The organism is Bacteroidota bacterium, from assembly GCA_039714315.1.
GTDB lineage: Bacteria > Bacteroidota > Bacteroidia > Flavobacteriales > JADGDT01 > JADGDT01.
In genome coordinates, this window is sequence record JBDLJM010000003.1 from 18,211 (window position 1) to 43,682 (window position 25,472).

Genomic DNA, 25,472 nt, shown 5'->3' on the forward strand with positions numbered 1-25,472 from the left:
CTGAAAATAAATAATTAATATTTTTATAAAAAACAAAATATACCTATTAATGAGTATTGCCTCCAGACAATAGACCTACTACTTTCGTACCTGAAAAATTACTCAAATAAAAAAAAAACAAATTTACACCTATGATTACTTGGAAAGGACGCGGGATATTTAGCATCTTAATTTTATTTGTTACTGGCATTGGGGCAATTTCTTTATTTATCGATCATATTGACAGGAGCGTATTTTCTTCGGTTTTTATTTTAAGTGGAATTGCAACCTGGGGTTTAGGAAAAGAATGGAGCAGCAAACCGGAACACTTACTAATTGAAAGAGAAACAGAGAAGAAAATAATATCGGGACGAGATCACAGTTTGTATAATATAAAAGTAGAATACCTGGGCATACTGGAGGTTATACTTGGTATTGCAGTGTTGTTTACTCCTATTTTGGAGTAATATATTTAGACTTCAGTCTTATAACCTGTAACTCAAGCCCCAAACGATGATTCCTGAGCCTGTTGAAGGGCAGCCTTAGGGAGTAAGCAGCAGCCTGTTCAGAAAACAAAAATCACTCCACTTTGCTTACCTCTTAAAAATCAACAATTAACATTTTTACAAAAAACAAAATATACCCATTAATAGGTATTGTCCTGTAAGAATATTACTACTATGTTTATACTCGAAAAAGAATAATACTAAATTCTATAACAATCAATTGAGGTATAATTATGAAAAAATCACTACTATTTCTTTTACTAGTTTCTTGGGGATTAAATGCACAAAATAAGAGCGTTAGCAAAGATAACATCAGCTATACTCTAAATAAAGTTGTAAGCCGTATTGATAGATTACAAATTCATATTAATGAACAGGGTAGTTCTTGCGACTTTGGATGGGAATTAGAAGTAATAAATTCTTATCACAAAAGATTACAAAATCAAATAAACAAATACAAAAGCTGTTGCTTCTATAAAAACAGAAAAGCAGAGTTAACTGAAATAAGTGAAAAAATAAGCTATACCGAACATCTGTTAGAAGCAAACAAACAAAACACTGAAACTCTAACCATTAAAACACTTTACAATGAACTAACAGAGTTAAAAACACTTATTTATTCGCATAAATATTATGAAAGAAAACTGTGAAAAATTAAGAGAGATCATTTTTAACTCTTCACCAAAACCCTATACTCTACTCCTTTTTTTTCAAGAATAATATCATCTATAATTTGCAGTGAATTTTTTCTAATTATTTGCTTTAAGTTAATAATATATTCACTCCCCTTTTCAGAATAACTACCTAAAGCTTCAGCCAGTTCTATGGAAGAAGGCTTAAGTGAACTTTGCCTTGATATAAAACGCTTTTCTCTAAACTCTTTATAAGCCCTGTGCCTGTTTAAATTAATACAATAACGATCTACTGCCTTTTCTATACTTTCGAATGTCCTAAGCTTAATATCGGAATTATTCGCACTGATAAAACTTCCCTCCGCTCCATTTGAAAAATGTTCTCCAAACAGTGAATTTCCCTCTATGGCAAACCTGGAAGTTCCCCATCCGCTTTCAACAATAGCCTGTGCAATAATTAGTGATGGAGGTATCATATCAACTTTTTTGAGAAGAGCATCAAAATCCTTTTCACCGGTTCTGTATATTTCACTCAAATCATCAATCCACAGTAACTCTTCACCGCTTACTACCCTATTATCGTTATACCTTTCGTAAATATCAATAATACGATTCCGTTTAGAAAGAATAGTTTCATTGCTCCTTAATACAACAGGCATTAAAAACTTTATGAAAATTTCTTTTCTATCCTTTACACTCAATTCTTTTATACCCGGAGAAATATTTTCGACAAAAACAGGTGCTATTGTACCTTCCACGTTACTTTTCTTAGAAGCAAAAACAGAATCCAGTAAAGCATAGTCATCAACTGAAATACTTTTTACAGCAAGCTCTCTATTACAGCTTATCGATATAAAAAAAATAAAAAGGATTATATAAACCCTCATATTATTTCAATAAGTTAATAATATTCTCTGTAGGCCGGCCTAAAGCAGCCTTACCGCCTTTAACAACAATTGGCCGTTCTATAAGCTTGGGATTCTCGACCATCGCCACGATTATTTCATCATCACTTAGGTCTTTTCCTTTAAAATTATCTTTCCAAATGGACTCTTTTACTCTTACAAGTTCAATTGGTTTCATACTCAACATACCTAGAATATCCTTTAGTTCACCTGCATTAGGAGTGGTTTCCAAATATTTAATTATTTCCGGTTCTATTCCTGCATCCTGTACTGCCTTTAATCCTGCTCTGCTCTTCCCGCATCGTGGATTGTGATATATTTTTACCATAATTTATCTATGATTTGTACTATACCTCGAAAAACTCATATAATCCCAAAATATTGTACTTTCCTCTTTTATCTTTCCTCTTTTATCTTTTATCTTTAGCTCGCTGGCACTCCGTTCTTCAACGGTTGCTCGCTGAACCTCCTTCGTCGGTTTCCTCTTTTATCTTTTATCTTTTATCTTTCCTGCCTGACTGAGTCACGCAGGCAGGTATCTTTCCTCTTTCCTCTTTTATCTTTTATCTTTTCAACTTCATTACTACGAACGATATTCCAAAGATAATAACAATAACCGCGCCAATATGTGCAACTATTTTGGTAAGATCAAATTCATCGTTAAAAACGTCGTATTCCCAACCGTAGTATTGGAATATTAAATTCTTTACAAGTACTGCAAATATAATTATAGCTATTTGAGTAAATTTTAGTCCTTTCATAAATTTTTTTTTAAATATGATGTGTTATAAACTAACTTAATATTATAACGATTGTCATTGTTATAACAGCTATAACAAACCACTTCAATAATCTCTTGTTACTCCAGTTTCTCAGCTCGTATTTTTCAATTTTTTTTAAACTGCTCTGCTCATAATCAATCTCGGTAGGGTTAAATGAGTATTGCTGTTTTGTATCAACCCTGTTTGTATGCTTAAATTGTTTACAATTCATTGCCATCGTCAAGTCCTTTTTGCCCTTCGCCCATCAAAAATGCCTTCATAAAACCATCTATTTCACCGTTCATTACAGCATCGACATCACCGGTTTCATGTTTTGTTCTTACATCTTTTACCAGTTTATAAGGATGCATCACATAATTTCTTATTTGCGACCCCCACTCAATCTTCATCTTTCCGGATTCGATCTCAGCTCTTTTTTCCTGCTTTTTCATCAACTCAATTTCGTACAATTGCGATTTTAGGTGACGAATAGCATTATCCTTATTTTCTAATTGCGATCTCGACTCCTGATTTTCAATAATCAAGCCTGACGGTTTATGATGTAACCTTACAGCTGTTTCGATCTTATTTACTGCCTGTCCTCCTGCTCCGGACGATCGGAAAGTATCCCATTTTATGTCTGACTGATTTATCTCAATCTCAATTGAATCATCCACTAAGGGGTAAACATAAACCGAAGCAAAGGAAGTATGACGTTTAGCGTTTGAATCAAACGGAGAAATACGAACTAAACGATGTACTCCGTTTTCGCCTTTTAAATATCCAAAACCATAATCACCTTCAAACTCAAGAGTTACTGTTTTTACACCGGTAACATCTCCTGACTGATAATTAACTTCCTTAATTTTATAAGCGTTTTTTTCGCCCCACATCAAATACATACGCATGAGCATTTCTGCCCAATCATTACTCTCCGTACCTCCGGCTCCGGCAGTAATTTGCAATACAGCACTTAGAGAATCTTCTTCGCCCGAAAGCATATTTTTAAACTCGAGATTCTCGAGTTTTTCCACAAGTTCACTGTGACCTTCTTCTACTTCTTCTTCTGTTGCCTCGCCTTCTTTCACAAAATCGATCAGCACACTCAGATCCTCCGACAGAGATCTCAATTCATTATACGACTCCACCCATTGCTTTTTCTGACGTAAACTTTTAAGCAACACTTCAGCCTTTTTCGGATCGTTCCAGAAATCAGGTGCAAGAGTCTTATCCTCTTCATTACTAATTTCTATTTCCTTCTTCTCAATATTCAGATATCCGTGTAAGGCCTCTATTCGTTGATTTATTTTTTTTAACTGATCGCTTGTAATCATAAATGTGAACGATTATTATATAGACATGCAAAATTAATTTTTTAAAAATAAGAATACACTATTTATCACAATATATAAATAAAAGACAGACTACACCACATATACAAAAGCTCATTAATAGCATATACCTCATTTCCAGTGTCATCTATACAACAATATTTAATTGTAAAAAAAGCTTATTATTATTGATATTTTCCTATTTTTATTTTTATGATAAAGTATGATTTAGAGAAGGAGAGCAAAGAGATATCAAAACGGTATAAAGATATATTAAGATCTTCCTATCAGATTCTAACAGAAGAAGATAAAATCTTAATAAGAAAAGCTTTAGACCTGGCTATTGATGCGCATAAAGACCAGAGAAGAAAGACAGGAGAACCATATATTTATCACCCAATTGCTGTTGCCCAAATTGTAGCAAGCGAAATTGGGCTTGGTGCTATTGCTATTGCTTCTGCATTTTTACATGATGTTGTAGAAGATACCGACTATACAATCGAAGATATGGAACGATTGTTTGGAAAAAAAATAGCCAGTATTATTGACGGACTGACTAAAATTTCCGGAATTCAGGATCAAAACATATCTGTACAAGCCGAAAACTTTAGGAAAATGCTCTTAACACTGTCGGATGATGTTAGGGTTATTTTAATAAAATTAGCCGATCGTTTGCATAATATGCAGACAATGGATGCAATGCCGCACCATAAACAATTAAAAATTTCATCAGAAACATTATACATATACGCTCCGCTGGCCCACAGATTAGGGCTGTTTAATATTAAAACCGAGCTTGAAGATTTAGGATTGAAATATACCGAACCTGATGACTATTATGATATAGTAAAAAAATTAGAAGACTCTAAAGAAGAACAGAATGACTATATAAAGAATTTCTCAAATTTCATTAAAAATTCTTTGGATGCCCACGGATTGAAGTACTCCATAAAAGGAAGACCAAAATCGATATTTTCTATCAGAAAGAAAATGATTAATCAGGCTGTGAGTTTCGAAGAAGTTTACGACAGGTTTGCCGTTAGAATAGTTTACAAATCCGATATAAAAGAGGAAAAATTTAATGCCTGGAAAATATATTCTGTTGTAACGGATCATTTTCAACCTAACCCAAGCAGATTAAGAGATTGGCTTTCTTCTCCAAAAACAAATGGTTATGAAGCTCTGCACACAACAGTTATGGGCCCGGGAGGAAAATGGGTAGAAGTTCAAATTCGCTCTGAACGAATGGATGAAATTGCAGAAAGAGGATATGCTGCTCACTATAAATACAAACATGGCGAAACAGACGAAAATGCTTTAGACCATTGGTTAAATCAGGTAAAAGAAACTCTTGAAAATCCTGAAATTAATGCAATAGATTTTGTTGACAATTTTAAGCTTAATTTATTTTCGAAAGAAATTTATGTCTTCACTCCAAATGGCGACTTAAAATCTCTTCCCAAGGGAGCTTCTTCATTAGATTTCGCATTCAACATTCATACTCAGGTTGGTGCTAATTGCCTCGGGGCAAAAGTTAATGGTAAATTAGTTCCTCTAAACCATAAATTAAAGAGTGGAGATCAAGTTGAAATAATCACATCTAAAAATCAAAAACCAAAATCTGATTGGCTGGATTTTGTAATTACCGTAAGGGCTAAATCAAAAATAAAATCAGCCTTAAAAGAAGAAAAGAAAAAAATAGCCGACGATGGAAAAGAAATTCTTTCCCGAAAATTACGACATCTAAAAGTTTCACTTGATGAGAATGTGGTTAACCAGCTTGTTTCTTATTATAAATTAAAAACCAGTCAGGATTTATTTTATAAAATTGGCGTAGGAGCTATTGACAATAAAACTATTAAAGAGTTTGTAAATCAAAGAGGAGGAGGTTTTGTAAGTTTCCTGAGACGTACTATTACCAGGAAACCAACTACTGTCAGAACAATATCTGAAGAGGATACTAAAACCTTTGATCAACTAGTTTTTGGATCCGATCATGAGCACCTCGATTATACTTTAGCTAATTGCTGCAACCCTATACCCGGTGATAAGGTATTTGGATTTATCACCATAAATGAAGGGATTAAAGTTCATAAAGAAAATTGTCCTAATGCAATTTCATTACAGGCAAACTACGCCTACAGAATAATGAAAGCAAAATGGATAGACTCAAAAGAAGAGGATTTTAAGGCCATATTATCCATAAAGGGAATTGACAATATCGGAGTGATCAATCAGGTTACAAAGTTAATTTCCACGAACTTTAACGTAAATATCAGAAGTATTAATATTACCGGAGATGCCGGGATTTTCGAAGGTAGAATTACCATCACTGTCCACAATCAAATGCAATTGAACACAATCATTAAAAAAGTTAAAGAGGTTCACGGAGTTTCAAATGTTTCCAGAATTTATAAGAATTAAAAAAACAATACTTATACATACTAAAAACCTTTAAGAAAAATTCTCGCTAAGTGGCAGATAAGTATTTAATATTTTAATTATTAAGCACTCCCCTGAAAATAATATTGACAAACTTATCCTAATGTAAAATTTTAAATACCAACTCCTTTAATATTTCTCCGGGTGGAATTGCATTGGCACCAACACCTTTTACTTTTACATCAGCATCTCTGAGATAGCTCACAATTTGCACGGCTTTTTTCAGGTTATAACTATTTGCAGCCTGGAAATATTCTTTCACAAAAAACGGATGAACGCCGAGCTGTCCCGCTACAACATTAGGCTGCGATTTATCTTTTAACGAATGTAAGATCAATACTTTGGAAAAATACCCGAATATTGAAGGAATAGTTCCTAAAACAGGGTGTTGTTTCTGGTTATGGGCAAAATAATTTATAATCCTGTTGGCTTTTAGTACATCGCGGTTTGCCAAAGCAGAGTTCAGTTCAAAATTATTAAACTCCTTACTTATTCCTATATTTTCCTCTATATGTTGTGGGCTAATTTGAGTTCCTTTTTCCAATAATGTTGTAAGTTTTTCCAACTCACCGGCTATCTTACTCAAATCATTTCCAAGGAATTCTACCAGCATAAAAGTTGCCTTTTGCTCAATAGTGTATCCTTTTCCTCTTAATACTTTTGCTATCCAGTCGGGCAACTCATTATCGTACTTTTTCTTACTCTCGAAGAAAACACCTGATTTTTTTACGGTTTTAATAAAAGGCTTTCTACCGTCGGCTTTTTTGTATTTATAGTTAAAAACCAGAATAGTCGAATCCTGAGGATTCTTAGCATAGGCTGCCAAAGCTGTCCTCCCCGATTCTGTATTAAAATCCGAAATTCCCTGTGCTTCCCTAACCACCACTACCTGATGTTCGGCCATCATAGGAAAACGTTTTGCCGTTGCCAAAATTTCGGTAACATTTGTATCTGCTCCATACAAAACCACCTGGTTGAAGTCTCTTTCCGATTCGTTCAACACGTTATTTTCTATAAACTCCGATAATTTATCTATATAATAAGGTTCATCACCCGTAAAAAAGTATATAGGCTTAAAACTACGCGTTTTAATATCCTTTACAATCTGATTTACCTGATCGTCCTGTTTTACTTTTGCCATACTATAATATCACTAATTAAAATAATGAATTTGATTATAAGTATATTTCATTATTCGTCTATATAAATCTTTTACCTAACTACCTTCACCTCTCCCAAACAATGCCCCCAGCAGAAAGCCAAGGGAAGGTTCCCGGGCGAAGCCGGGGGATTAATCAATCCAATGTAGTACATCGTGAACTATACTCCATCTGGGTTTAGTTTCTTTAACCTCTTTTCCTAAAACCCAATAATCATATAACCTTTCAATAGTTTTATCCTTTTTCTTCAACTCTATCCAGTGATTCAAAAAAGTCTCAAATTCCGGATCCGGACTCCCAAAAGTGTATACCAAAGGAAGTGTTACAGGTTCCTCAAACGGACTTATAACCTGAAATTCAGGATATAACAACGCCCATGCCGATCCCGACTCGGCAGTTGTTAACAATGCGTCAATTTCGGGATATTTCCCATTAAAAAAATTATAAATAGAATCTTTTTTTACAACATTTGATTGTGGAAAAATACTCTTAAAAATATCTCCAAAATTATTTTCCTCAGCTGTAAAAACATTGACCATACTATTATAGGTTTCATCGTAACTTTCCAGAGTATTAATCTTGTCCTTAGTTACCAAAGCAACATTAACATCCATATATCCGTCAGTTACAACATGACCTTTAGCATAACGAGCTGTAAGTGCTGTACCCGACATTATTAAATCTATATAATCCTTTTCCAATAACTCGTCTCTCGATAATTTTTGAGCATTTATTGAGATAAATTCTATCGAAACATCCAAATCGGAAGCTAAAGTGTGGGCCATATCAATATCCAAGCCAACAATATCACCTTTTAAATTGAAATAAGAAAATGGCATAGCATCCTCATAAAATCCAATTCTGATTTTCTCACGCTCTTTGATCCTTTCTATCCTACTCTTTCCTCTTCTCAACCTTGGATATATTGGTGCCGGATCCTCTAATAAGCTTGATTTAATTTCATAAGTAAGCAAATCCATATCGGCAATAACCCTATCCTTTGTATATGCACCCTCAAGTGCATAATTAAGATATATATTAATCGGTATAAATAAAACAAATGCGCCTATCACAGTTGAGGCAATAGCTATTGTAAGCTTACGTTTTTTCAGATTAAAAAATCCATAGGTCATAGCACCGGTTAAAATTACAATAGTTATTAGGTGCATTGAACCTAAAACAACTCTGATCCTATCGATATAAACACTCGAAATAACAAACAAATTAAATATATCTCCGGGAATATTCATCACATCCAGCATAAAAGGTATACCCGAAACCGGAGCTACAAAGCTACTCATCAGCAGGGAACCTATAAATGCGGGATATTCGTCAAATGTTATCTCATTTCCAACGAACCATCCGGCAAATGGCACAAAAATAAATACAACCAGTGTACCTAAATTTGGGAATGGATATGCCAATGGGAAAATTACTTCAACAGATTGTTCACTGTCATCATTTAGCAGGTCATAATCATCGTACAACTGTTTAATGTTTTCAATCAACTGTGGTAATACAATAATTATTTTTCCTGTTGCAAAAATTGTAATTAAAGTGTCCTTTGTAACTCTAAAAATATCTTTGTACTTAAAAGGTGTAAATGATGAAATAATTAAGGGCATAAAAACAATAGCCAGTAATACGGCCCCTGCTGTATATACCAAAACATAGGTTTGCAACTTACCTATCTCACTTAAGGTCATAGTTCCCGCTGTGCTTGCAGCAATAGCAAAAACACCATATGGAGTAAGCTTGACAATTAATTTATTTACATTATTAAGAGCGTTTGCCATAACGTCTAAGCCATGTAACAGCCTTTCTTTCCCCGGAACCTTAATCAGCCCAATCCCTACCAAAATACTAAATATCACTACAGAAGGGACTGTATTTTTCGATAATGCTTCAAATGGATTAGACGGAATAAATAACTTTAAAAAATCTATTTCCTTGGGATCTCTGATCAGACTTTCATCATAATAAGATGCTGACACCCAGGTAGGAAAAACTGTTGGTAATACAAGAACTACAACAATTCCAAGCAACAATAATACAGATAGAACTATTGCAGCATTTTTTATCATTTTCATCCCTTTATCTAACGACAGACGTCCGATGTTTACCATCAACGAAAGCATGATATAGGGTAAAACAGTCATTTGTAACAATCCTATAAAGGCATCACCAAAAATAGAAAATCCGGCAACATGTTCTCCAAAAAACAGACCAAGTGCTACCCCTAAAAATAATCCTATCATTATTTTTGTTGAAAGACTCTTTGGCGCTTTTCTTTTTTTTCTCCTGAATCTCCTCAATACCATCTACAGAACCGATATAAAATATTATAACAATAAATATAAAACTAATAATTAATTTCTCGGATGAATAATCATATTTTATCATAATCAAAATACATTAATGCTATGGTGTTTATCGGACTATATTTTCGGGTTATACCAATCACGATTTAAAATGATTGATAAATAAATTGAATTATATTTTTCTTAGATGAGGCAAAAAATAAGGAAAATAAAAACGATTTATATCGATCATTTTTGAGTTGTAATTGGTATTACTTCATTAAAAACAGAAAGTGTTTAATTATTTGTTAATTATTACGATCAAAAAATTATGATTTAATAACTTTGCTCTACACTTACATTAATAGAAAATAATGGCAAAGAAGAAAAAGAAAATACGTTTGGATGAAGATGGTTTTGTTTATTCTACAAATTCAAACTTTGCATTAGCAGATGCATTGGGTGCATTACAGCAGGATCAGGACGAATTAAATCCCAATCAGCAACATTTAATTGCGAAAATTGAAAAGAAAGGGAGAGGTGGAAAAACAGTAACAATAATAGAAGGTTTTGAAGGAAGCGAAGAAGATTTGAAAAATCTCGGAAAAGAACTAAAAAACAAAATCGGAACCGGAGGATCCGTAAAAGACGGAGAAATTATTATGCAGGGCGATGTTAGAAATAAAGTCGTTGAAATACTTCAAAAAGACGGATATAAAGTTAAGAAATCAGGCGGTTAATTATACCTTTACAAATAAAACTGCCTTATTACCCCACCAACTTAATAATTGTACGACTAAAATATAACAACAAAATGAGTGATAGAATAGCAGAATCGGAATTAATAATAAACCCTGATGGAAGTATTTACCATTTAAATGTTAAACCGGGTCAACTTGCAGATACAATTATCTTTGTTGGCGATCAAAACAGGGTTCCGCTTGTATCGAAGCATTTCGATACTATTGAACATAAATTATCGAAAAGAGAATTTGTAACCCATACAGGTAGCTATAAAGGTAAGCGCCTTTCCGTAATTTCCACAGGAATAGGACCGGACAATATAGATATCGTTTTCAACGAAATAGATGCTCTGTTCAATATTGACTTCAAAACCAGAACAAAAAATAAGGAGCACAAAAAATTAAATATTGTTCGTATAGGCACTTCAGGTTCTTTGCAGGATCATATTCCTGTTGATTCCTTTGTTTTGGCAGAATACGGTATCGGTTTCGACGGTGTTCTACACTATTACGACTCAAAACATGTTCAGGAAACAGCAATGCAGGATGCATTTGTAGCCCATACTAAATGGGACTCCAACAAGGCCAGACCATATATTGTGAAATACGGCGAAGAATTAGGCAAACATCTTATTAGCGATAAGGTAGTAAAAGGTTTTACGGGTACTGCTATTGGTTTCTACGGTCCGCAGGGAAGGGTGCTAAGACTCCCTCTTCAAGACGTAAATATGAATCATAAAATCGACAGTTTTGAGTTTGAGGATAAAAAGATCACAAATCTGGAGATGGAAACCGCCGTTATCTATGGTATCGGAAAAATGCTGGGGCACAACGCATGTTCTTTAAACTGCATAATTGCCAATCGCGCAAACGGAACTTTCAGCGAAGATCCCTATGCAGCCGTTGAGGAACTTATAAAATATACATTAAACAAACTGGCTGATATTAATTAAATCAAGTTCATTAAATCATTAGTTCATTATCAATTGGGCGCGTGCTAAAGCACCGTGTGTTACACTGTATCTTATTTCTACAATTATGTTCAATAATAATAAAGCAGCAGCTTCCTTCGGTCGCTTCTGCTTTATTTATTTCACAATAATTCTATAAACAAGGATGCCGTTTCACCCACTCGCGCAAACATCAAAATAATATAACTATCTTAATTTCAACAACAACAAAACTACCTATATAAAAACATAAAAATTATTCACAAATACACTTGTACAGTTATCTTTTTAAGCTATATTTGCACCCGCAATCAACAAAAAAGATTGTACGTTCTTTAAAGCGGCTGTGGTGGAATTGGTAGACACGCTAGACTTAGGATCTAGTGCCGCAAGGCGTGGGGGTTCGACTCCCTTCAGCCGCACTTTATTGAAACAATATTCACTCGCGGATGTGGTGGAATTGGTAGACACGCTAGACTTAGGATCTAGTGCCGCAAGGTGTATGGGTTCGACTCCCTTCATCCGCACAGCAAAAAGAGCTTTCTGTTTTTACGGAAAGCTCTTTTTTTATTCATCAATATTTCTATTTACTCAACTTTTTCCAAAACCATCGCTATTCCCTGCCCTACTCCAATACACATGGTACACAATGCTTTTTTTGCATCGGAATTTTGTAATTGGTAATATGCACTTGTCACAATTCTTGCTCCGCTCATTCCCAGCGGATGACCTAAGGCAATTGCTCCTCCAAGTGGATTTATTCTCGGATCATCATCTTTTAATCCTAATTCTCGTGTACAACCTAACGACTGTGCAGCAAAAGCTTCATTGAGCTCTATTATATCCATATCGTCTAATGACAGGTCGAGTTTAGATAAAACCTTTCGGGTTGCGGGTACCGGCCCCATTCCCATAATTCTGGGGAGTACGCCCGCTGTTGCCATTCCCAGTATTTTAGCTCTTGGTTTTAAATTATACTTTTTCACAGCCTCTTCCGATGCTATTAGCATTGCAGCAGCACCGTCGTTTACACCTGATGCATTACCTGCAGTGATACTGCCATTTTCTCCGCTTGCCGACTTGGTAATTGGTCTTAGAGTACTTAATTTTCCCAAAGATGTTAAGCGTGGATGTTCATCCTCCGAAACTTCGATTGGATCTTTTTTACGCTGTGGCACCATTACCGGAACAATTTCTCTCGCCAGAGAACCGTTTTTTTGAGCTTCGGCAGCTTTCTCCTGACTCCATTGGGCAAATGTATCCTGATCTTCACGGCTGATATTGAAATCATCGGCTATGTTCTGGGCAGTTTGTATCATACCTTCGGTGCCATACATTTCGTCCATCTTTGGATTTTCGAAACGCCATCCAATAGAAGTATCATAAATTTTGGCATTTCGCGAAAAAGCAGTTTCTGCTTTCCCCATTACAAACGGAGCCCGCGACATACTTTCTACTCCACCGGCAACTATCAAATCAACCTCTCCCGATTTAATTGCCCGTGCCGCAATTCCAATTGCATCCATTCCCGAACCGCAAAGCCTGTTTATCGTTGAACCCGGCACAGTTTCCGAAAAACCTGCAAGTAATGAAGCCATACGTGCAACATTACGGTTGTCTTCGCCTGCCTGATTGGCACAGCCCATAAAAATATCATCAATAGCCGCCGAATCCATTTCCGGATTCCTGTCCATTATTTCTTTTAATGGTATGGCTGCTAAATCATCAGCTCTTACAGATGATAAAGCCCCACCGTATCTTCCAACCGGTGTTCTTATTGCGTCACAAATATATACTTCGTTCATTCTTTTTATTTTTTTGATAACTGGTCTATTTTGGGTTTTAACACCCTGAAACCATTCAAAAGACCATCCGTTAATTTATCAACATCTTTCTGAGTGTGCGTTGTTGCAAACATACATGCCAATGTATTTATCATGATTATATCTTTTTCAAGAAACAGGTAATCGAGAAACTCTGTAATTACTGACTGTGTATCCGGTCCCTGATAGGTTTCCCTGTAAGTATTCGGTGCTTTTTCTTTAAAGTGAATCCTAAACATTGAACCTGCGCCCGTTAAACAGGCAGGAATATCTGCTATTTTTATAGCTTCTTCTATCTGTTTTCTCGCAGTCATTGTAAGGGCATTTATTTCCAAAACAGCTTTCTCGTCAAATAACTCCATAGCTACCCTTCCGGCAGTAGTTGAAACCGGATTGGCAGAAAATGTCCCTGAATGCGGATGCCTGAGAAATTTTTGACGCGGATCAAGAACCTCCATTATTTCCGATTTTCCGGCAACTGCTCCAATAGGAAATCCACCACCGATAATTTTTCCCATTGCAGTCATATCAGGTTTAACAGAATAATTTGCCTGAGCTCCCGAATAGTTTACCCTGTAAGTAACTACCTCATCGAAAGCTAAAACAGCATTATTTTTTCTTGTCCAGTCATATAATGCTTTCACAAACTCCTCTGTGGCAGGAAACAGACCTACACGGTGAGGAACCGGATCAATCAACACACAGGCAATATTATCTGCATCTTGATCCAGCAACCTTATGGTTCTTTCAATGTCATTATATGGAAATATCACCACATCGTCCATCACGCCCTGAGGTGTTCCCTGAACAACCGGTACAGTATTGGGTTTATCTATATCTCCCCAGTTACCCGGATTGGCAGTCTGACTTATTTCTGCAAAATCATAAGTGCCGTGATAAGCTCCTTCGGCTTTGGCTATTTTAGCTTTTCCGGTAAGAGCTCTGGCCGCTTTTATCATAGTCATAACAGCCTCAGTACCCGAGTTCATAAACCTGATTTTTTCAAATCCCGGAGTACGCGATATCAGCAATTCGGCAAACGCCACCTCTGCTTCAGATCCCATAGTAAAAGCAGAACCCTTTTTTAATTGTTCCGTAACAGCATTAACAATTGCAGGATGCGAATGTCCATGTATTAATGAAGCCATATTATTTGCAAAATCCAGACGTTCTGTTCCATCTATATCTTTTATATAACTGCCGTGAGCACTGGCTACATAATATGGGTGAGGTTTTCTGTATATGGTATTTCTACTTACTCCACCTGTAATTACTCCAACTGCCCGTTCGTAAATAGCCTTGCTTGATTCGCCTTTGGCTGTTTTATTGGATTGAGGTTTCATGATATTTCAGAATTTAGCTTTTTACTCAGTGTATAAATTAAGTTTTGCCCCGGTGTGCTTTTGTAAATAATCAAAATCTACATTAGGTCCCATTTCTCTAACATATAAACCGTCATTTTCAACATCTATTATGGCCAGATCGGTATATATTCTTTCCACAACGCCCTTTCCTGTAAGAGGAAATGTACACTCATCAATTATTTTAGGAACTCCTTTTTTGGTCACATGTTGGGTAATCACCAAAATTCTTTTCACTCCGGCAACCAAATCCATAGCTCCCCCAACAGCAGGAATAGCAGTTTTAGCACCGGTTGACCAATTGGCAAGATCTCCATCTCTGGAAACCTGCATTGCTCCCAGAACACATACATCTATATGCCCTCCGCGGATCATAGTGAAACTGTCGGCATGATGAAAATAACTGGCTCCTGGTATAGAAGTAATACATTTTTTACCCGCATTAACCAATTCCCGGTCTTCTTTCTCCTTTGGCGGTACCTTTCCCATACCGAGTAATCCGTTTTCGGTCTGATAAATCAACTCCCGGCCTTCGGGAACAAAATCGGCAACCATCTCGGGAATTCCGATTCCAAGATTTACATAAGAACCATCAGGGATGTCTAAGGCCACTTTTTGAGCCATTTCTGAACGATCCCAACCTATTTTTTTATCTGTATCTACCATGGGTATCTCATTCCTTGTGCCACTAATTCTGATTCGTGAGCAGGGTTATTAATCTCTATAACTCTTTTTACAAATATCCCCGGAGTAACAACTACCTCAGGGTCTATTTCTCCGGCTTCAACTATATGTTTCGTCTGAACTATTGCAGTTTTTGCAGCCGTACACATTATAGGCCCGAAATTTCGGGCTGTTGCGTGATAAGTCAAATTGCCATACCTGTCGGCTTTTTCACTTTTAACCAGTGAAAAATCTGCAACTATTCCATGTTCCAAAACATACTCTGTTTCGTTAAACATACGCGACTCCTTACCATGGGCAAGTACTGTATTTACAGATGCCGGTGTGTAAAAAGCTGGTATTCCGGCTCCTCCGGCACGTATCCTTTCGGCCAAAGTTCCCTGAGGGACCAATTCCAGTTCTATCTCTCCGGCATTATATAATTCCGGAAAAACAGTTGAATTTGCAGTTCTGGGAAAGGAGCAAATCATTTTCTTTACACGCTTGTGTTCTATCAGAGCAGCAAGACCTATATTTCCGCTACCTGTATTGTTACTTACCACTGTAAGATCTTTTGCTCCCTGATCTATTAAAGCATGAATTAGCTCTATAGGGCTCCCGGCCTCACCAAATCCGCCTATCATAACTGTTGCCCCATCATGAATATCACTAACCGCTTTTACAGCTGATTCAACAATCTTATTAATCATAATATTTTATATAAAATGAATAGATTTATTAAATAACCTTATAAGGTTTTCTCCAGAATAGTCTTATTTTCAAGACCTTCTTCTATACCGGCTAATTCTTCCTCATAGAAATAATTACCACCTTCTAAAGGTTTTAGTTTCTCTATGGTGTTTTCTTTTTCATCATATTCAGCTAAATATACCTTATCGAGCCACTCCATGTTTCTGGCTTCATTAAATTTCAGTACAAAGGCCTTTTTGCCGTTAACTTCTACTGTACCCAATAAAGATGTTTTTCCTGCAGAAGACGTCATTGTAATATATCTCGACGGACGCGAAACTGAAGGAAGACTTCTGTATATTTTGCTAAATACTTTATTTATATCAGCCAATGGAGCAGTAAAATAATGATGTTCTCCGGTTGGTCTGGCCATATACATCGAATGGAAACCTATTCCTAACATAGTTAATATATGTGCCAAATCAATCCAGTTTTGGGCAGACTTATCTACATCTACTTTCCCGTTTTCGTATTTAAACAGACTGATATGGTTCATAATAGGACTTTGACTCTTCACGTTAACTCCGTTTGATCTTAATCTACGAACGGCAGCTATTGTTTGGATATTCATCAACTCTTTTGGAGCTGAAAAATGCCCCATCCACAATACCTGAACTCCATTCTCTCCTAACTTTTTAAACAATTCGAGAGTTTGATCATACTTCGAATTAAGAATCATTCCGGGATCGAAAGTTAGAGCTCTTGATGCTATCCTTATTGTTCTGACATGCATTAATTCAGGATCTTCAATTAACGGAGTCAGATACTCCTTTAATCTATTATATGGCATATAACCTCCATCTCCCCCGGTAACAAGAATATCTGTTACCTCCTTGTGCTGTCTAAGATATTGATGCACCGGAGTTATTTCGTTTTGAATAAACATATCTTCATCTCCTCTAACCTGAGCATGACGAAAACAATAAGTACAAAAAGAGAAACAGCTTTGTGTTGTTTTATCAAAAATTAAAAAACACTGGGGATACTTGTGCTGACTACCGTCTAGTGTATCTATGTCTCCTTCCTCGTTATAGAATGAAGGCCTGTTTAAAAGCTGCTTACCGTCGTGAGGATTAGTTTTTTCAATGTAATCCGTAGCAATTTTGGTTCTTTTTACAGCATCTTCTTCTTCCAGATATTCCCCAACTGTTCCTTCGTTTATCATGTTTGGCTGAGGAAAAGTCAGCTGAAAGACTGAATCGTTCTCATAATTCTCCCAGTCAATAGTATTTAATACGTGCTTTGTTACCATGAAACGGTATACTTCTATAAAAAGCTCACGTTCACTGATATCACCAAGTATAATACCATTTTCTTCCAGTATAGAACAAATTTCCCTGAAACCTTCTAAACCGGTATAACGTTTTTTTGAATCTTTAAATATAGCTTTTGATTTTACCTGCAACCTCGAGTGTTGAGGGAAACTATTGTGCAACCTGCTAAGCAGGCCCGTAGGAAGTAAATTTTCCTTTTCTACATTACTTATTGCGTCATCACTCATAGAGTGACGCTCAATAAGACTTTTTACTACAGATGGTTTTATGGTAATCATTTCTTTTATGGTTTACGCAAATACTCCTAAAGAGTATCAGTTGTGGTTATTTATTTTATTTAAACTTTATTTCAATTAATTAGTGTTATTACCCAGAGCAATTCAGCATCATCATCACTAATATTCCTAAACAAATGCGGTCTGTTCGAATTAAAATAAAAACTGTCACCACTGCTTAAGGTGTATTGTTTTCCATCAAACTCTGCTTCGAAATCTCCTTTTAATACAAAGCAAAACTCCTGACCCGGATAGTTGCTTGTCATAATTTCTTTTGAATCTGAATTTTTATCGAATTTTATTATATAAGACTCTATCTGCTTTCCGGGAATGTGATTCGATAATAAATAAGAGAATGTTCCCTTATCGTTCTTTTTTGCAAGCTTTCTTTCACCTGACTTCAATAGGGGGCTTTGAATATTATTTTCATTTTCTCCTATTAACTCACCTACAGTAGTTTTTAATGATTCAGCAACTTTTTTTAAAGTAACTATTGATGGGAAAGCCTTTCCTTTCTCTATTTGAGAAATTAAACTCGGAGTAACTCCAATCATGATTGACAACTCTTTTATTTGCAACCCGAGTTCTTCTCGTTTCCTCTTAATTCTCTTACCCATTCGTTCCATAACAGCCGGAATTAATTTTATTTAACTAATTAAACTTTACTACACAAAGTAAATGTAATTTAATTAATTAAACAATGTATTTCCGTAATAATCTGGTGATATTTGTCATATAAACCAGTGCAATCAATTGATATATGTTTATTTCTTCAGAAAGATAGATCACTGTTATTTTCCGGTGGGAGTAAAATATTGCACTAACCTAAATTCCGACAAGTAATCAACTCATCGTTAATTGTATGTTTAGCTATTTCGGTAAATTTATAATCCCGCCTTAGCGGGACTATAAACAGCACTGTAGATGTAAAAACTTCTTGTAGAACTCACGTTATTACTATTTACCAATAACTAAAAAGTAAGCACCTGCATGATACAGTCAGGCAGGTGCTTACTTATAAATTATAATCCCAGAAAAATAGACTTAATCCATATTCGGGCAGATAAAGTTAGAGTACTATTCCGGTTATTATTAATTTACCTTATATACTTTTAGTTCCTCAAAAAAGATATCATCATTTGGAACATCAAATTCTAGCCCTTTTACGTCCATATTATTATCACTTAAAAACTTAATAGTTCCAAAATTGAACCAAGCATGTGTATTATCCCAATTTATTTTCCACACATCATAGTGCCAGTGACTCAAAGTTGCCGACAAGCTTGGAGAATATTCAAAATCAAGGCGAAGTTGATCATTCTTTTTAGAAACTCTTATTTCTCCGTAAATATCAGCCTTATAAACACCTGATAAATTATCTGTACTGATAGATGGAACGGTATTAAGTACCCTCTTATTTTTCCTATCCGATACACGGGTATCAGCCTTCAGTTTAGCATCAGTTTTAGCCAAAAGTACAGAGGACCAGTCTTTTTCCTCTATTCCCAAAAACATATCCAAAGCATAATTAGTTGCGGCACTAATCGGACTTTTCAATCCATTTGTAAGCACTACTACTCCAAGATTTTCATCCGGGATCATAGTAATGGCAGTTATCATACCGTCAAATCCTCCTGTATGTGATACCTTAAAATAACTATGATAATCGCTCAGGCCCCATCCTAAGCCATAAGCTCCAAAGTTCTGGCCGGTCTCATTCTTATTAATATGGTCTACAATAAAGTTATTATGAGGAGTCCAAATCATATTTAAGGTTTCAGAAGCCAAAAGTGTATCCTTGCCTATCACTCCGCTATTCATGTTGAAAATCATCCATTCTGATACATCTCTCACACTGGAAATAACACCTCCCAGTGCACCTACTTCTTCCCAGTCTTCCCAAATAATGGGTATATTAACATTTTCCTCCCGAGCATGTGGAATTGCAAAGTTCCCTTTTGATTCTAATTTATCACGCGAAGTTATAGTTCTGCTCATACCAAGAGGTTCTAATATCCTCTCTTTCACATTTACATTCCAGCTTTTTCCTGTTACTTTCTTTATTAGTTCTCCTGCAGTAATAAACATAACATTGGAATAACCATAACCTGATCTGAAATTATAAGCTTTTGGAACGTATTTAATTCTTTTAATTATTTCTTCTGAACTCAGGATCGATTTATACCATATAATATCACCGCTAAATGTACCCAACCCCACTCTGTGACTCAATAAATCTCTTATCGTAACCTCTTCACTCACCCAAGGATCATACAAGGCAAAATACGGAAGATATTTTTTCACCTTGTCGTTCCAGTTTAACTTACCTTCCTGAACCAACATTCCAATAACAGTAGCTGTAAATGCCTTTGAATTGGAAGCGATGGCATATAAGGTATTTTCATTAGGTTCTGCTTTTCCCCCTTCTTCAAGCACTCCATAATTACCGGTAAACACCAATTTACCATCCTTTACAATTCCTATGCTTGCTCCGGGAACATCCCAGTCCTTAACCATTTTAGCATAATATTCATCGAGTTGTTTAAAGTCAATCCTTGAATCTTTCTGGGCCACCAAGCCTACAGATATAAACAGGAAAGAAATAATTAGAATCTGTATTTTTTTCATATTCATTTTATTTATAGATAATGATTACAGCATGTGCTAATTTACCCCTCAATATCCGACTCCGAAAAAGTAGTAATAGTCATTGTTTGATTATGTAGTTCACATTTAGTTCCTGAAATATATGGAGCAATTTCTCCATATGAATAGAATCCCGCTATAGTAGCATCCTCTCCTATAACATCTCTTACAGCTTCAACTTCCTCCTCTATAAGTTGATTCAGCACCAACCTTCTTCCTACACTGCTTACCAGAATTGCTAAGTCGGTATGTGTATTTCCTATATCCTCAATACTTAATTCTGCCGCACCTTCTGCCCCGTTTATGAGTCTTTCCATGTTCGCCTTCATCAGCCTAACAGTTGCACCTTTGGGAATATTCCCTGCGAACGTCAATGATTTTTCTTCCTCATTCATAGCAATAACCGTTCTTACAACCGGATTATCATTTGCTTTAATTCGCACACTTAAAGGAAATAATAAGCCTGTAGCCGGAAGATTTTTAGCCTGATCGCCTAAAAAGTTCCTGAATAAATCAAGAACAGGCTCACCATCAATTTCATAAAGAATATTTCCTCTTGATTTCGTTACAATTCTATCAACACCAAAACTATCCCATCCTCCCAGAGAACCATATCCCACCTTTAAATCATCTCCATAAAATCCTATCCCGGTAATCATATTCTCTCTGATCTCCATATCATTCGTAATAACGAAGGTTCTCCCGAATTTTGTTTCATCTCCTGCCAAACCACCGGTTATTGAATACTGTTGATCGCTTTGATGTTTTAATCCGTTCACCAGTGATGTCCCGTTAATATTTAATCCTTCGGATAAAACAAATAAGTGTTTCAAACCTTTCTGCTCAAACTTGTCTACTAATTCAGTACCCGCAAGTCTGCTTTTATTGATCGAAGGTACATACACTTCATTGTATTCTACACGCGATTTATCGAACGAAATCGCTGTCGCCACTACACTGTGATCATGTACGTTAATATCCTCAATTTCTCCTGAAGTTGAACATCCGGTTATAATTGAATCAGGATACAGCTCACGAAAATTCTTTAATAAATCTAAATTTTTAAACGAAGGTGATACAAATAAAAGAATAAGATCAGGGTTAAAAGAAAACTCTTCCAACTCTGTATCTCCGGCATAAATAACGATTTGTTCTGTAGTCATAGGTCAGGTTAATCTCAAAAATTACTTTTGTTGATATTTAGTTTCAAACATACAATTTTTATAACACTCAAAAAAATCCTACATTAAATGTATTACATACTTAAGCTGCTTTAAAAAAATTAGAGGTTATGGTAGTCTACATTTTATTCCTCTATAAATTAATTATCATGAAGCTCAATCCTTTTTTTTTCTTTAACTTGATACAAATAAGCCATATCTAAAATAAAAATCACATTTTTGCAAAATATATCACTTTACATTTATGCGAAATTTTATAGTTAAAACAATACTATATATAACAATAATTGTTTCCTTACTGGTAGCAGGCCTATATGGCCTCGCAATTGGCGATGTGTTTGGTCACATTCCGGATAATGATGAGCTCCGTGATTTAAGACTTAATCTCGCCAGTGAAATTTGGTCGGCTGACGGAAAATTAATTGGAAAGTCCTTTATTCAGGATAGAAGCGAATCAACTTTTGAAGATTATCCTAAAAGTCTTGTAAATGCACTTGTAGCAACAGAAGACTCTAGGTTTTACGAACATAACGGAGTTGATTATATAAGTTTAATTAGAGTTGTTTTCAAAACTATTTTACTTCAGGACAAAAGCGCAGGAGGAGGAAGTACGCTAACACAACAGGTAGCGAAAAATTATTTTGGCAGAAAATCTTATGGCATTCTTACCATTCCTATAATAAAGGTAAAAGAACACATTTTGGCAATCAGAATGGAAGATGTGTACTCGAAAAATGAAATAATTGAACTCTACCTGAATACAGTCCCTTTTGGAGAAGGTTTATATGGAATACAGTCGGCTTCTAAACGATTCTTCAATAAAAATATTGAAAATTTAAAAACGGAGGAGGCCGCAGTTTTAGTTGGAATGCTGAAAGCAAACACCGGCTATAATCCAAGACTGAACCCTGAAAGGTCATTAGAACGCAGGAATACTGTGCTGGGTCAGATGTTGAAAAACGATTATTTAAATCAAAAAGAATTTGAAGATCTTAAAAAGAAAAAATTAGTTCTAAACTACAACTCCAGAGAAAAATATGATCCTGCCGGGTATTTTACCCGAAGAGTAAAGAGTGAAGCTGAAAAAATCCTGGAAGACATAAAAAAAGATGATAATACACACTACAATTTAGAAACCGATGGTCTACAAATAAAGACTACACTAAATTTCAGCATCCAACAAAAAGCTTTTGAAGCTTTATTAACTCATCTTGCCTATCAACAAAAACAGTTCGACAAGGAATGGAAATACCTGAGAGCTAAATCTACTTATAAAAATATTATCAGTGGTGAGTTAGAAAAAACTACAACTTACAAGGCTTTGCACAGCAATGAATCGCTTAGTAAAAAAGCCATTTCGGTTTCTTTAAAGCAGAAAAAGCCAACTCTGGTTTTTGAATCTAAAAAGTATGCTGTCAAGAATATGACTTTGCAAGATTCTGTAGAACACTACCTCAAAATGCTCCATGGAGCTATTGTTTCAATAGACCCCAAAAGCGGAGCTGTTTTAGCATATATAGGAGGTAAAAATAGCAATTCCCTACCCTATGACCTGGTTTACGCTAAAAGACAAATGGCATCAACTTTCAAACCTTTTGTTTATGCTTCTGCCCTGAATCAGGGATGGAAACCATGTGACTATATCGATAACTCTCAAAAAACATATACCGATCACGATAACTGGACTCCAAAAAATTCAGACAATAAATACGACGGTTATTACTCGATGAAAGGAGCCTTAACGAATTCTGTTAATGTAGCCACAGTTGCAACATACTTCAGAGCCGGAGAAGAAAATGTAAACGAGCTGGTAAATAAAGTAGGTCTAAGTGATGAAGATCTTCCTGATTTTCCTTCTGTTGCATTAGGTGTTGAAAGTTCAAATCTTATGAGAATGACATCTGCATATGATATTTTTGCAATTGACGGTAAACACAGAGAAACATACATCATCGAAAGTATCAGCGACAGAAATGGAAAGCTGATTTATAAACATCAGGCAACGGAGCCTGTTGAAATATTATCAAAAGAAGAACAGGAATTAATGGCTATTATGCTTCGATCGGTAATCGACAACGGAACCGGGAGAAGCCTTAGAAGTGTTTATAAAGTTAATTCTGAATTTGCCGGAAAAACGGGTACAGCCCAAAACTATTCTGATGCATGGTTTATAGCTTTTAATCCAAATATTATTGTTGGTGTATGGTCAGGTTTCTTTAACCCAAACATTCACTTTCAGGGAGCTAACGGCTATGGTTCGAAAGCGGCATTACCGGTCTTTGCAAAATTGATTAATAAAATGGATAAAGACAAAAAACTCCGGAAATACACAAGAGCTGTCTTTCCTCCTACATCTGATAAAACAGAATTTCTACTTGATTGTCCTGACTATAAAGAAGATAATTTTTTCGATCGTAATTTCAAGTTTTTGGAGAAAAACAAAACCTCAACTGAAAGAGAAAAGAAAAAGGTTAAGAACAAAAGTTTTTGGAAAAAAGTTTTTGGAAAAAAGAAGGAAGAGTGATTTTGAGGAGTTGATGACCGCTACAATTCCAAGATTCTAATCGTCATTCTGACTGAAGCGATAGCAAAACGGAGAAATCTGTTGTTTGTTACTACTAAACTTCAACAGATGTCTCCACTACATTTCATTTCGGTCGACATGACGTAATTGCCATGAGCAGTATATTATCAAATAGGTTTATCCCAAACCTTCAGACTGTCACTTTCTGTTACTCCATTTAATATTTCCACATTTATTCCGTCGGAAAGTCCTATCTCTACATCTTTTCGTTCAAATTGTCCATCTCCCAGTGCTATTTCAACGTAAGGTGTTTTTTCCTTATCGAACTGTAGCAACGACTCCTTAATAACCAAAACACTATCTCTCTTATCCAGAACAATTGAAGCATTTGCTGAATATCCGGACCTTATAAAATAGTCTTCTTTTAATTTTACATCGGCTTCAATCAAAAACTGTACTGCGCCATTCTCTTCTTCCCCTTTTGGAGCAATTCGCTTTAGCTCAGCGGCAAACTCAACATCTTCTATTGCACCAATAGTTAATATCAGCGACATTCCATTCTTTATTTTACCTACTTCAGACTCGTCTACCTTACCTTCAAAGATCATTTTTCCCATATCTGCTATAAAAGCAATTGTAGTTCCTGCGTTAAAATTATTAGACTGGATTACCTGATAACCTTTTTTTACAGGGATACTCAACACCATACCGTTAACAGTTGCTTTTATCAGTGTATTAGATGTTTTTGAGAATTTTTTTGCCGATCCTTTTTTTACAATATCCAAATTATTTTGTGCAGCCTCATAATCTCTAAGTGCTTTCTTATAATTGTTCTCTATAATCTGAAAATCAGACTCTGAAATAACTTTAGAATTATATAATTCATTATTTCTGTCGAAATCTCTTTTTGCATTTTCCAAGGTTAACTTTGTGGTTTCAACCCTTGATTCTGCATTGTTCAGATTAGCCATATCAGGAATTATTTTTATTTCAGCAATCATGTCTCCTTGCTTCACTATATCCCCTTCTTCAACAAATATCTTAGAAATAATACCTGAGACCTGTGGTTTAATTTCTATTTCCTCTTCAGGTTTAATAGTTCCTGTGGCAACAGTCTTTTTTACAATATCAGATACGAATGCTTTCTCGGTTCTATATGTTTCAACTTTAGGCTTCGACTTTTGATACAAAAAGTAAATTGTATATCCGAAAACACCAATAACAATTGCTCCTAGTAAATATTTTACTGCAGTCTTCATTTATTAT

22 protein-coding genes and 2 tRNA genes are annotated in these 25,472 nt (G+C 35.5%); 8 read left to right on the forward strand and 16 right to left on the reverse strand.

What is annotated here, in order from left to right; all coding sequences use genetic code 11:
* Positions 1 to 131: 131 nt before the first annotated feature.
* Both ABFR62_00790 and ABFR62_00795 read left to right on the forward strand, forming a co-directional pair.
* Positions 132 to 446: a hypothetical protein gene (locus ABFR62_00790; GenBank protein MEN8136954.1), complete on the forward strand. Its 315-nt coding sequence runs from the start codon at positions 132 to 134 to the stop codon at positions 444 to 446.
* 272 nt (positions 447 to 718) lie between these two features.
* Positions 719 to 1,135 carry a hypothetical protein gene (locus tag ABFR62_00795; protein ID MEN8136955.1) on the forward strand — a complete coding sequence of 139 codons (417 nt, stop codon included), beginning with the start codon at positions 719 to 721 and terminating at the stop codon, positions 1,133 to 1,135.
* A 20-nt stretch (positions 1,136 to 1,155) separates the two neighbouring features.
* Here the strand turns inward: ABFR62_00795 and ABFR62_00800 are convergent, their stop codons facing one another.
* From ABFR62_00800 to prfB, 5 genes are all read right to left on the reverse strand, one after another.
* Positions 1,156 to 2,004 carry a glucosaminidase domain-containing protein gene (locus ABFR62_00800; protein ID MEN8136956.1) on the reverse strand — a complete coding sequence of 283 codons (849 nt, stop codon included), beginning with the start codon at positions 2,002 to 2,004 and terminating at the stop codon, positions 1,156 to 1,158.
* Position 2,005: 1 nt separating this feature from the next.
* Complete coding sequence (gene arsC, locus ABFR62_00805) at positions 2,006 to 2,350, reverse strand: arsenate reductase (glutaredoxin) (protein ID MEN8136957.1); 345 nt, start codon at positions 2,348 to 2,350, stop codon at positions 2,006 to 2,008.
* Between the two features lie 235 nt (positions 2,351 to 2,585).
* On the reverse strand, positions 2,586 to 2,783 hold the full coding sequence (locus ABFR62_00810; protein ID MEN8136958.1) for a hypothetical protein: 198 nt from the start codon (positions 2,781 to 2,783) through the stop codon (positions 2,586 to 2,588).
* Between the two features lie 31 nt (positions 2,784 to 2,814).
* On the reverse strand, positions 2,815 to 3,021 hold the full coding sequence (locus ABFR62_00815; GenBank protein ID MEN8136959.1) for a hypothetical protein: 207 nt from the start codon (positions 3,019 to 3,021) through the stop codon (positions 2,815 to 2,817).
* On the reverse strand, positions 3,005 to 4,117 hold the full coding sequence (prfB, locus tag ABFR62_00820) for a peptide chain release factor 2 (GenBank protein ID MEN8136960.1): 1,113 nt from the start codon (positions 4,115 to 4,117) through the stop codon (positions 3,005 to 3,007). The genes ABFR62_00815 and prfB overlap by 17 nt, the downstream gene beginning before the upstream one ends.
* Before the next feature lie 210 nt (positions 4,118 to 4,327).
* Between prfB and ABFR62_00825 the strand changes: the two genes are divergently transcribed.
* Positions 4,328 to 6,538, forward strand: coding sequence for a RelA/SpoT family protein (locus tag ABFR62_00825; protein ID MEN8136961.1), 2,211 nt, complete (start codon positions 4,328 to 4,330; stop codon positions 6,536 to 6,538).
* A 118-nt stretch (positions 6,539 to 6,656) separates the two neighbouring features.
* On the opposite strand, the gene holA is transcribed toward ABFR62_00825, so the two are convergent.
* Together holA and ABFR62_00835 are read right to left on the reverse strand one after the other, a co-directional pair.
* Positions 6,657 to 7,697, reverse strand: coding sequence for a DNA polymerase III subunit delta (gene holA / locus ABFR62_00830; protein MEN8136962.1), 1,041 nt, complete (start codon positions 7,695 to 7,697; stop codon positions 6,657 to 6,659).
* A gap of 150 nt (positions 7,698 to 7,847) precedes the next feature.
* On the reverse strand, positions 7,848 to 10,037 hold the full coding sequence (locus ABFR62_00835) for a cation:dicarboxylase symporter family transporter (protein MEN8136963.1): 2,190 nt from the start codon (positions 10,035 to 10,037) through the stop codon (positions 7,848 to 7,850).
* Between the two features lie 353 nt (positions 10,038 to 10,390).
* On the opposite strand from ABFR62_00835, the gene ABFR62_00840 reads away from it, so the two are divergent.
* The 4 genes from ABFR62_00840 to ABFR62_00855 all read left to right on the forward strand — a co-directional run bounded on the left by ABFR62_00840 (position 10,391) and on the right by ABFR62_00855 (position 12,236).
* Positions 10,391 to 10,756 (forward strand): translation initiation factor, encoded by a 366-nt coding sequence (locus tag ABFR62_00840; protein MEN8136964.1) that lies wholly within the window; start codon positions 10,391 to 10,393, stop codon positions 10,754 to 10,756.
* A gap of 74 nt (positions 10,757 to 10,830) precedes the next feature.
* Entirely contained in the window at positions 10,831 to 11,712 is an 882-nt protein-coding gene (locus ABFR62_00845) for a nucleoside phosphorylase (GenBank protein MEN8136965.1), read from the forward strand.
* 337 nt (positions 11,713 to 12,049) lie between these two features.
* Positions 12,050 to 12,131: transfer RNA gene (locus tag ABFR62_00850), tRNA-Leu, on the forward strand.
* 23 nt (positions 12,132 to 12,154) lie between these two features.
* Positions 12,155 to 12,236 (forward strand) — tRNA-Leu (locus tag ABFR62_00855).
* A 60-nt stretch (positions 12,237 to 12,296) separates the two neighbouring features.
* Here the strand turns inward: ABFR62_00855 and pcaF are convergent.
* The 8 genes from pcaF to ABFR62_00895 all read right to left on the reverse strand — a co-directional run bounded on the left by pcaF (position 12,297) and on the right by ABFR62_00895 (position 21,664).
* Entirely contained in the window at positions 12,297 to 13,514 is a 1,218-nt protein-coding gene (gene pcaF, locus ABFR62_00860; protein MEN8136966.1) for a 3-oxoadipyl-CoA thiolase, read from the reverse strand.
* Between the two features lie 5 nt (positions 13,515 to 13,519).
* Positions 13,520 to 14,875 (reverse strand): aspartate aminotransferase family protein, encoded by a 1,356-nt coding sequence (locus ABFR62_00865; GenBank protein ID MEN8136967.1) that lies wholly within the window; start codon positions 14,873 to 14,875, stop codon positions 13,520 to 13,522.
* A gap of 21 nt (positions 14,876 to 14,896) precedes the next feature.
* Positions 14,897 to 15,559, reverse strand: a complete 663-nt coding sequence (locus ABFR62_00870; protein MEN8136968.1) for a 3-oxoacid CoA-transferase subunit B — start codon at positions 15,557 to 15,559, stop codon at positions 14,897 to 14,899.
* Positions 15,553 to 16,266, reverse strand: a complete 714-nt coding sequence (locus tag ABFR62_00875) for a 3-oxoacid CoA-transferase subunit A (protein MEN8136969.1) — start codon at positions 16,264 to 16,266, stop codon at positions 15,553 to 15,555. The genes ABFR62_00870 and ABFR62_00875 overlap by 7 nt, the downstream gene beginning before the upstream one ends.
* 38 nt (positions 16,267 to 16,304) lie before the next feature.
* Positions 16,305 to 17,858 (reverse strand): hypothetical protein, encoded by a 1,554-nt coding sequence (locus ABFR62_00880; GenBank protein MEN8136970.1) that lies wholly within the window; start codon positions 17,856 to 17,858, stop codon positions 16,305 to 16,307.
* A 71-nt stretch (positions 17,859 to 17,929) separates the two neighbouring features.
* Positions 17,930 to 18,481, reverse strand: coding sequence for a cupin domain-containing protein (locus tag ABFR62_00885; protein MEN8136971.1), 552 nt, complete (start codon positions 18,479 to 18,481; stop codon positions 17,930 to 17,932).
* A 466-nt stretch (positions 18,482 to 18,947) separates the two neighbouring features.
* Positions 18,948 to 20,483: a serine hydrolase gene (locus ABFR62_00890; protein MEN8136972.1), complete on the reverse strand. Its 1,536-nt coding sequence runs from the start codon at positions 20,481 to 20,483 to the stop codon at positions 18,948 to 18,950.
* 41 nt (positions 20,484 to 20,524) lie between these two features.
* The gene (locus tag ABFR62_00895; protein ID MEN8136973.1) at positions 20,525 to 21,664 is read right to left on the reverse strand and encodes an FIST N-terminal domain-containing protein; all 1,140 of its coding nucleotides are present in this window, start codon (positions 21,662 to 21,664) and stop codon (positions 20,525 to 20,527) included.
* A 262-nt stretch (positions 21,665 to 21,926) separates the two neighbouring features.
* Between ABFR62_00895 and ABFR62_00900 the strand changes: the two genes are divergently transcribed.
* Positions 21,927 to 24,206 (forward strand): transglycosylase domain-containing protein, encoded by a 2,280-nt coding sequence (locus ABFR62_00900; GenBank protein ID MEN8136974.1) that lies wholly within the window; start codon positions 21,927 to 21,929, stop codon positions 24,204 to 24,206.
* Between the two features lie 167 nt (positions 24,207 to 24,373).
* On the opposite strand, the gene ABFR62_00905 is transcribed toward ABFR62_00900, so the two are convergent.
* Complete coding sequence (locus ABFR62_00905) at positions 24,374 to 25,465, reverse strand: efflux RND transporter periplasmic adaptor subunit (protein MEN8136975.1); 1,092 nt, start codon at positions 25,463 to 25,465, stop codon at positions 24,374 to 24,376.
* Positions 25,466 to 25,472: the final 7 nt, after the last annotated feature.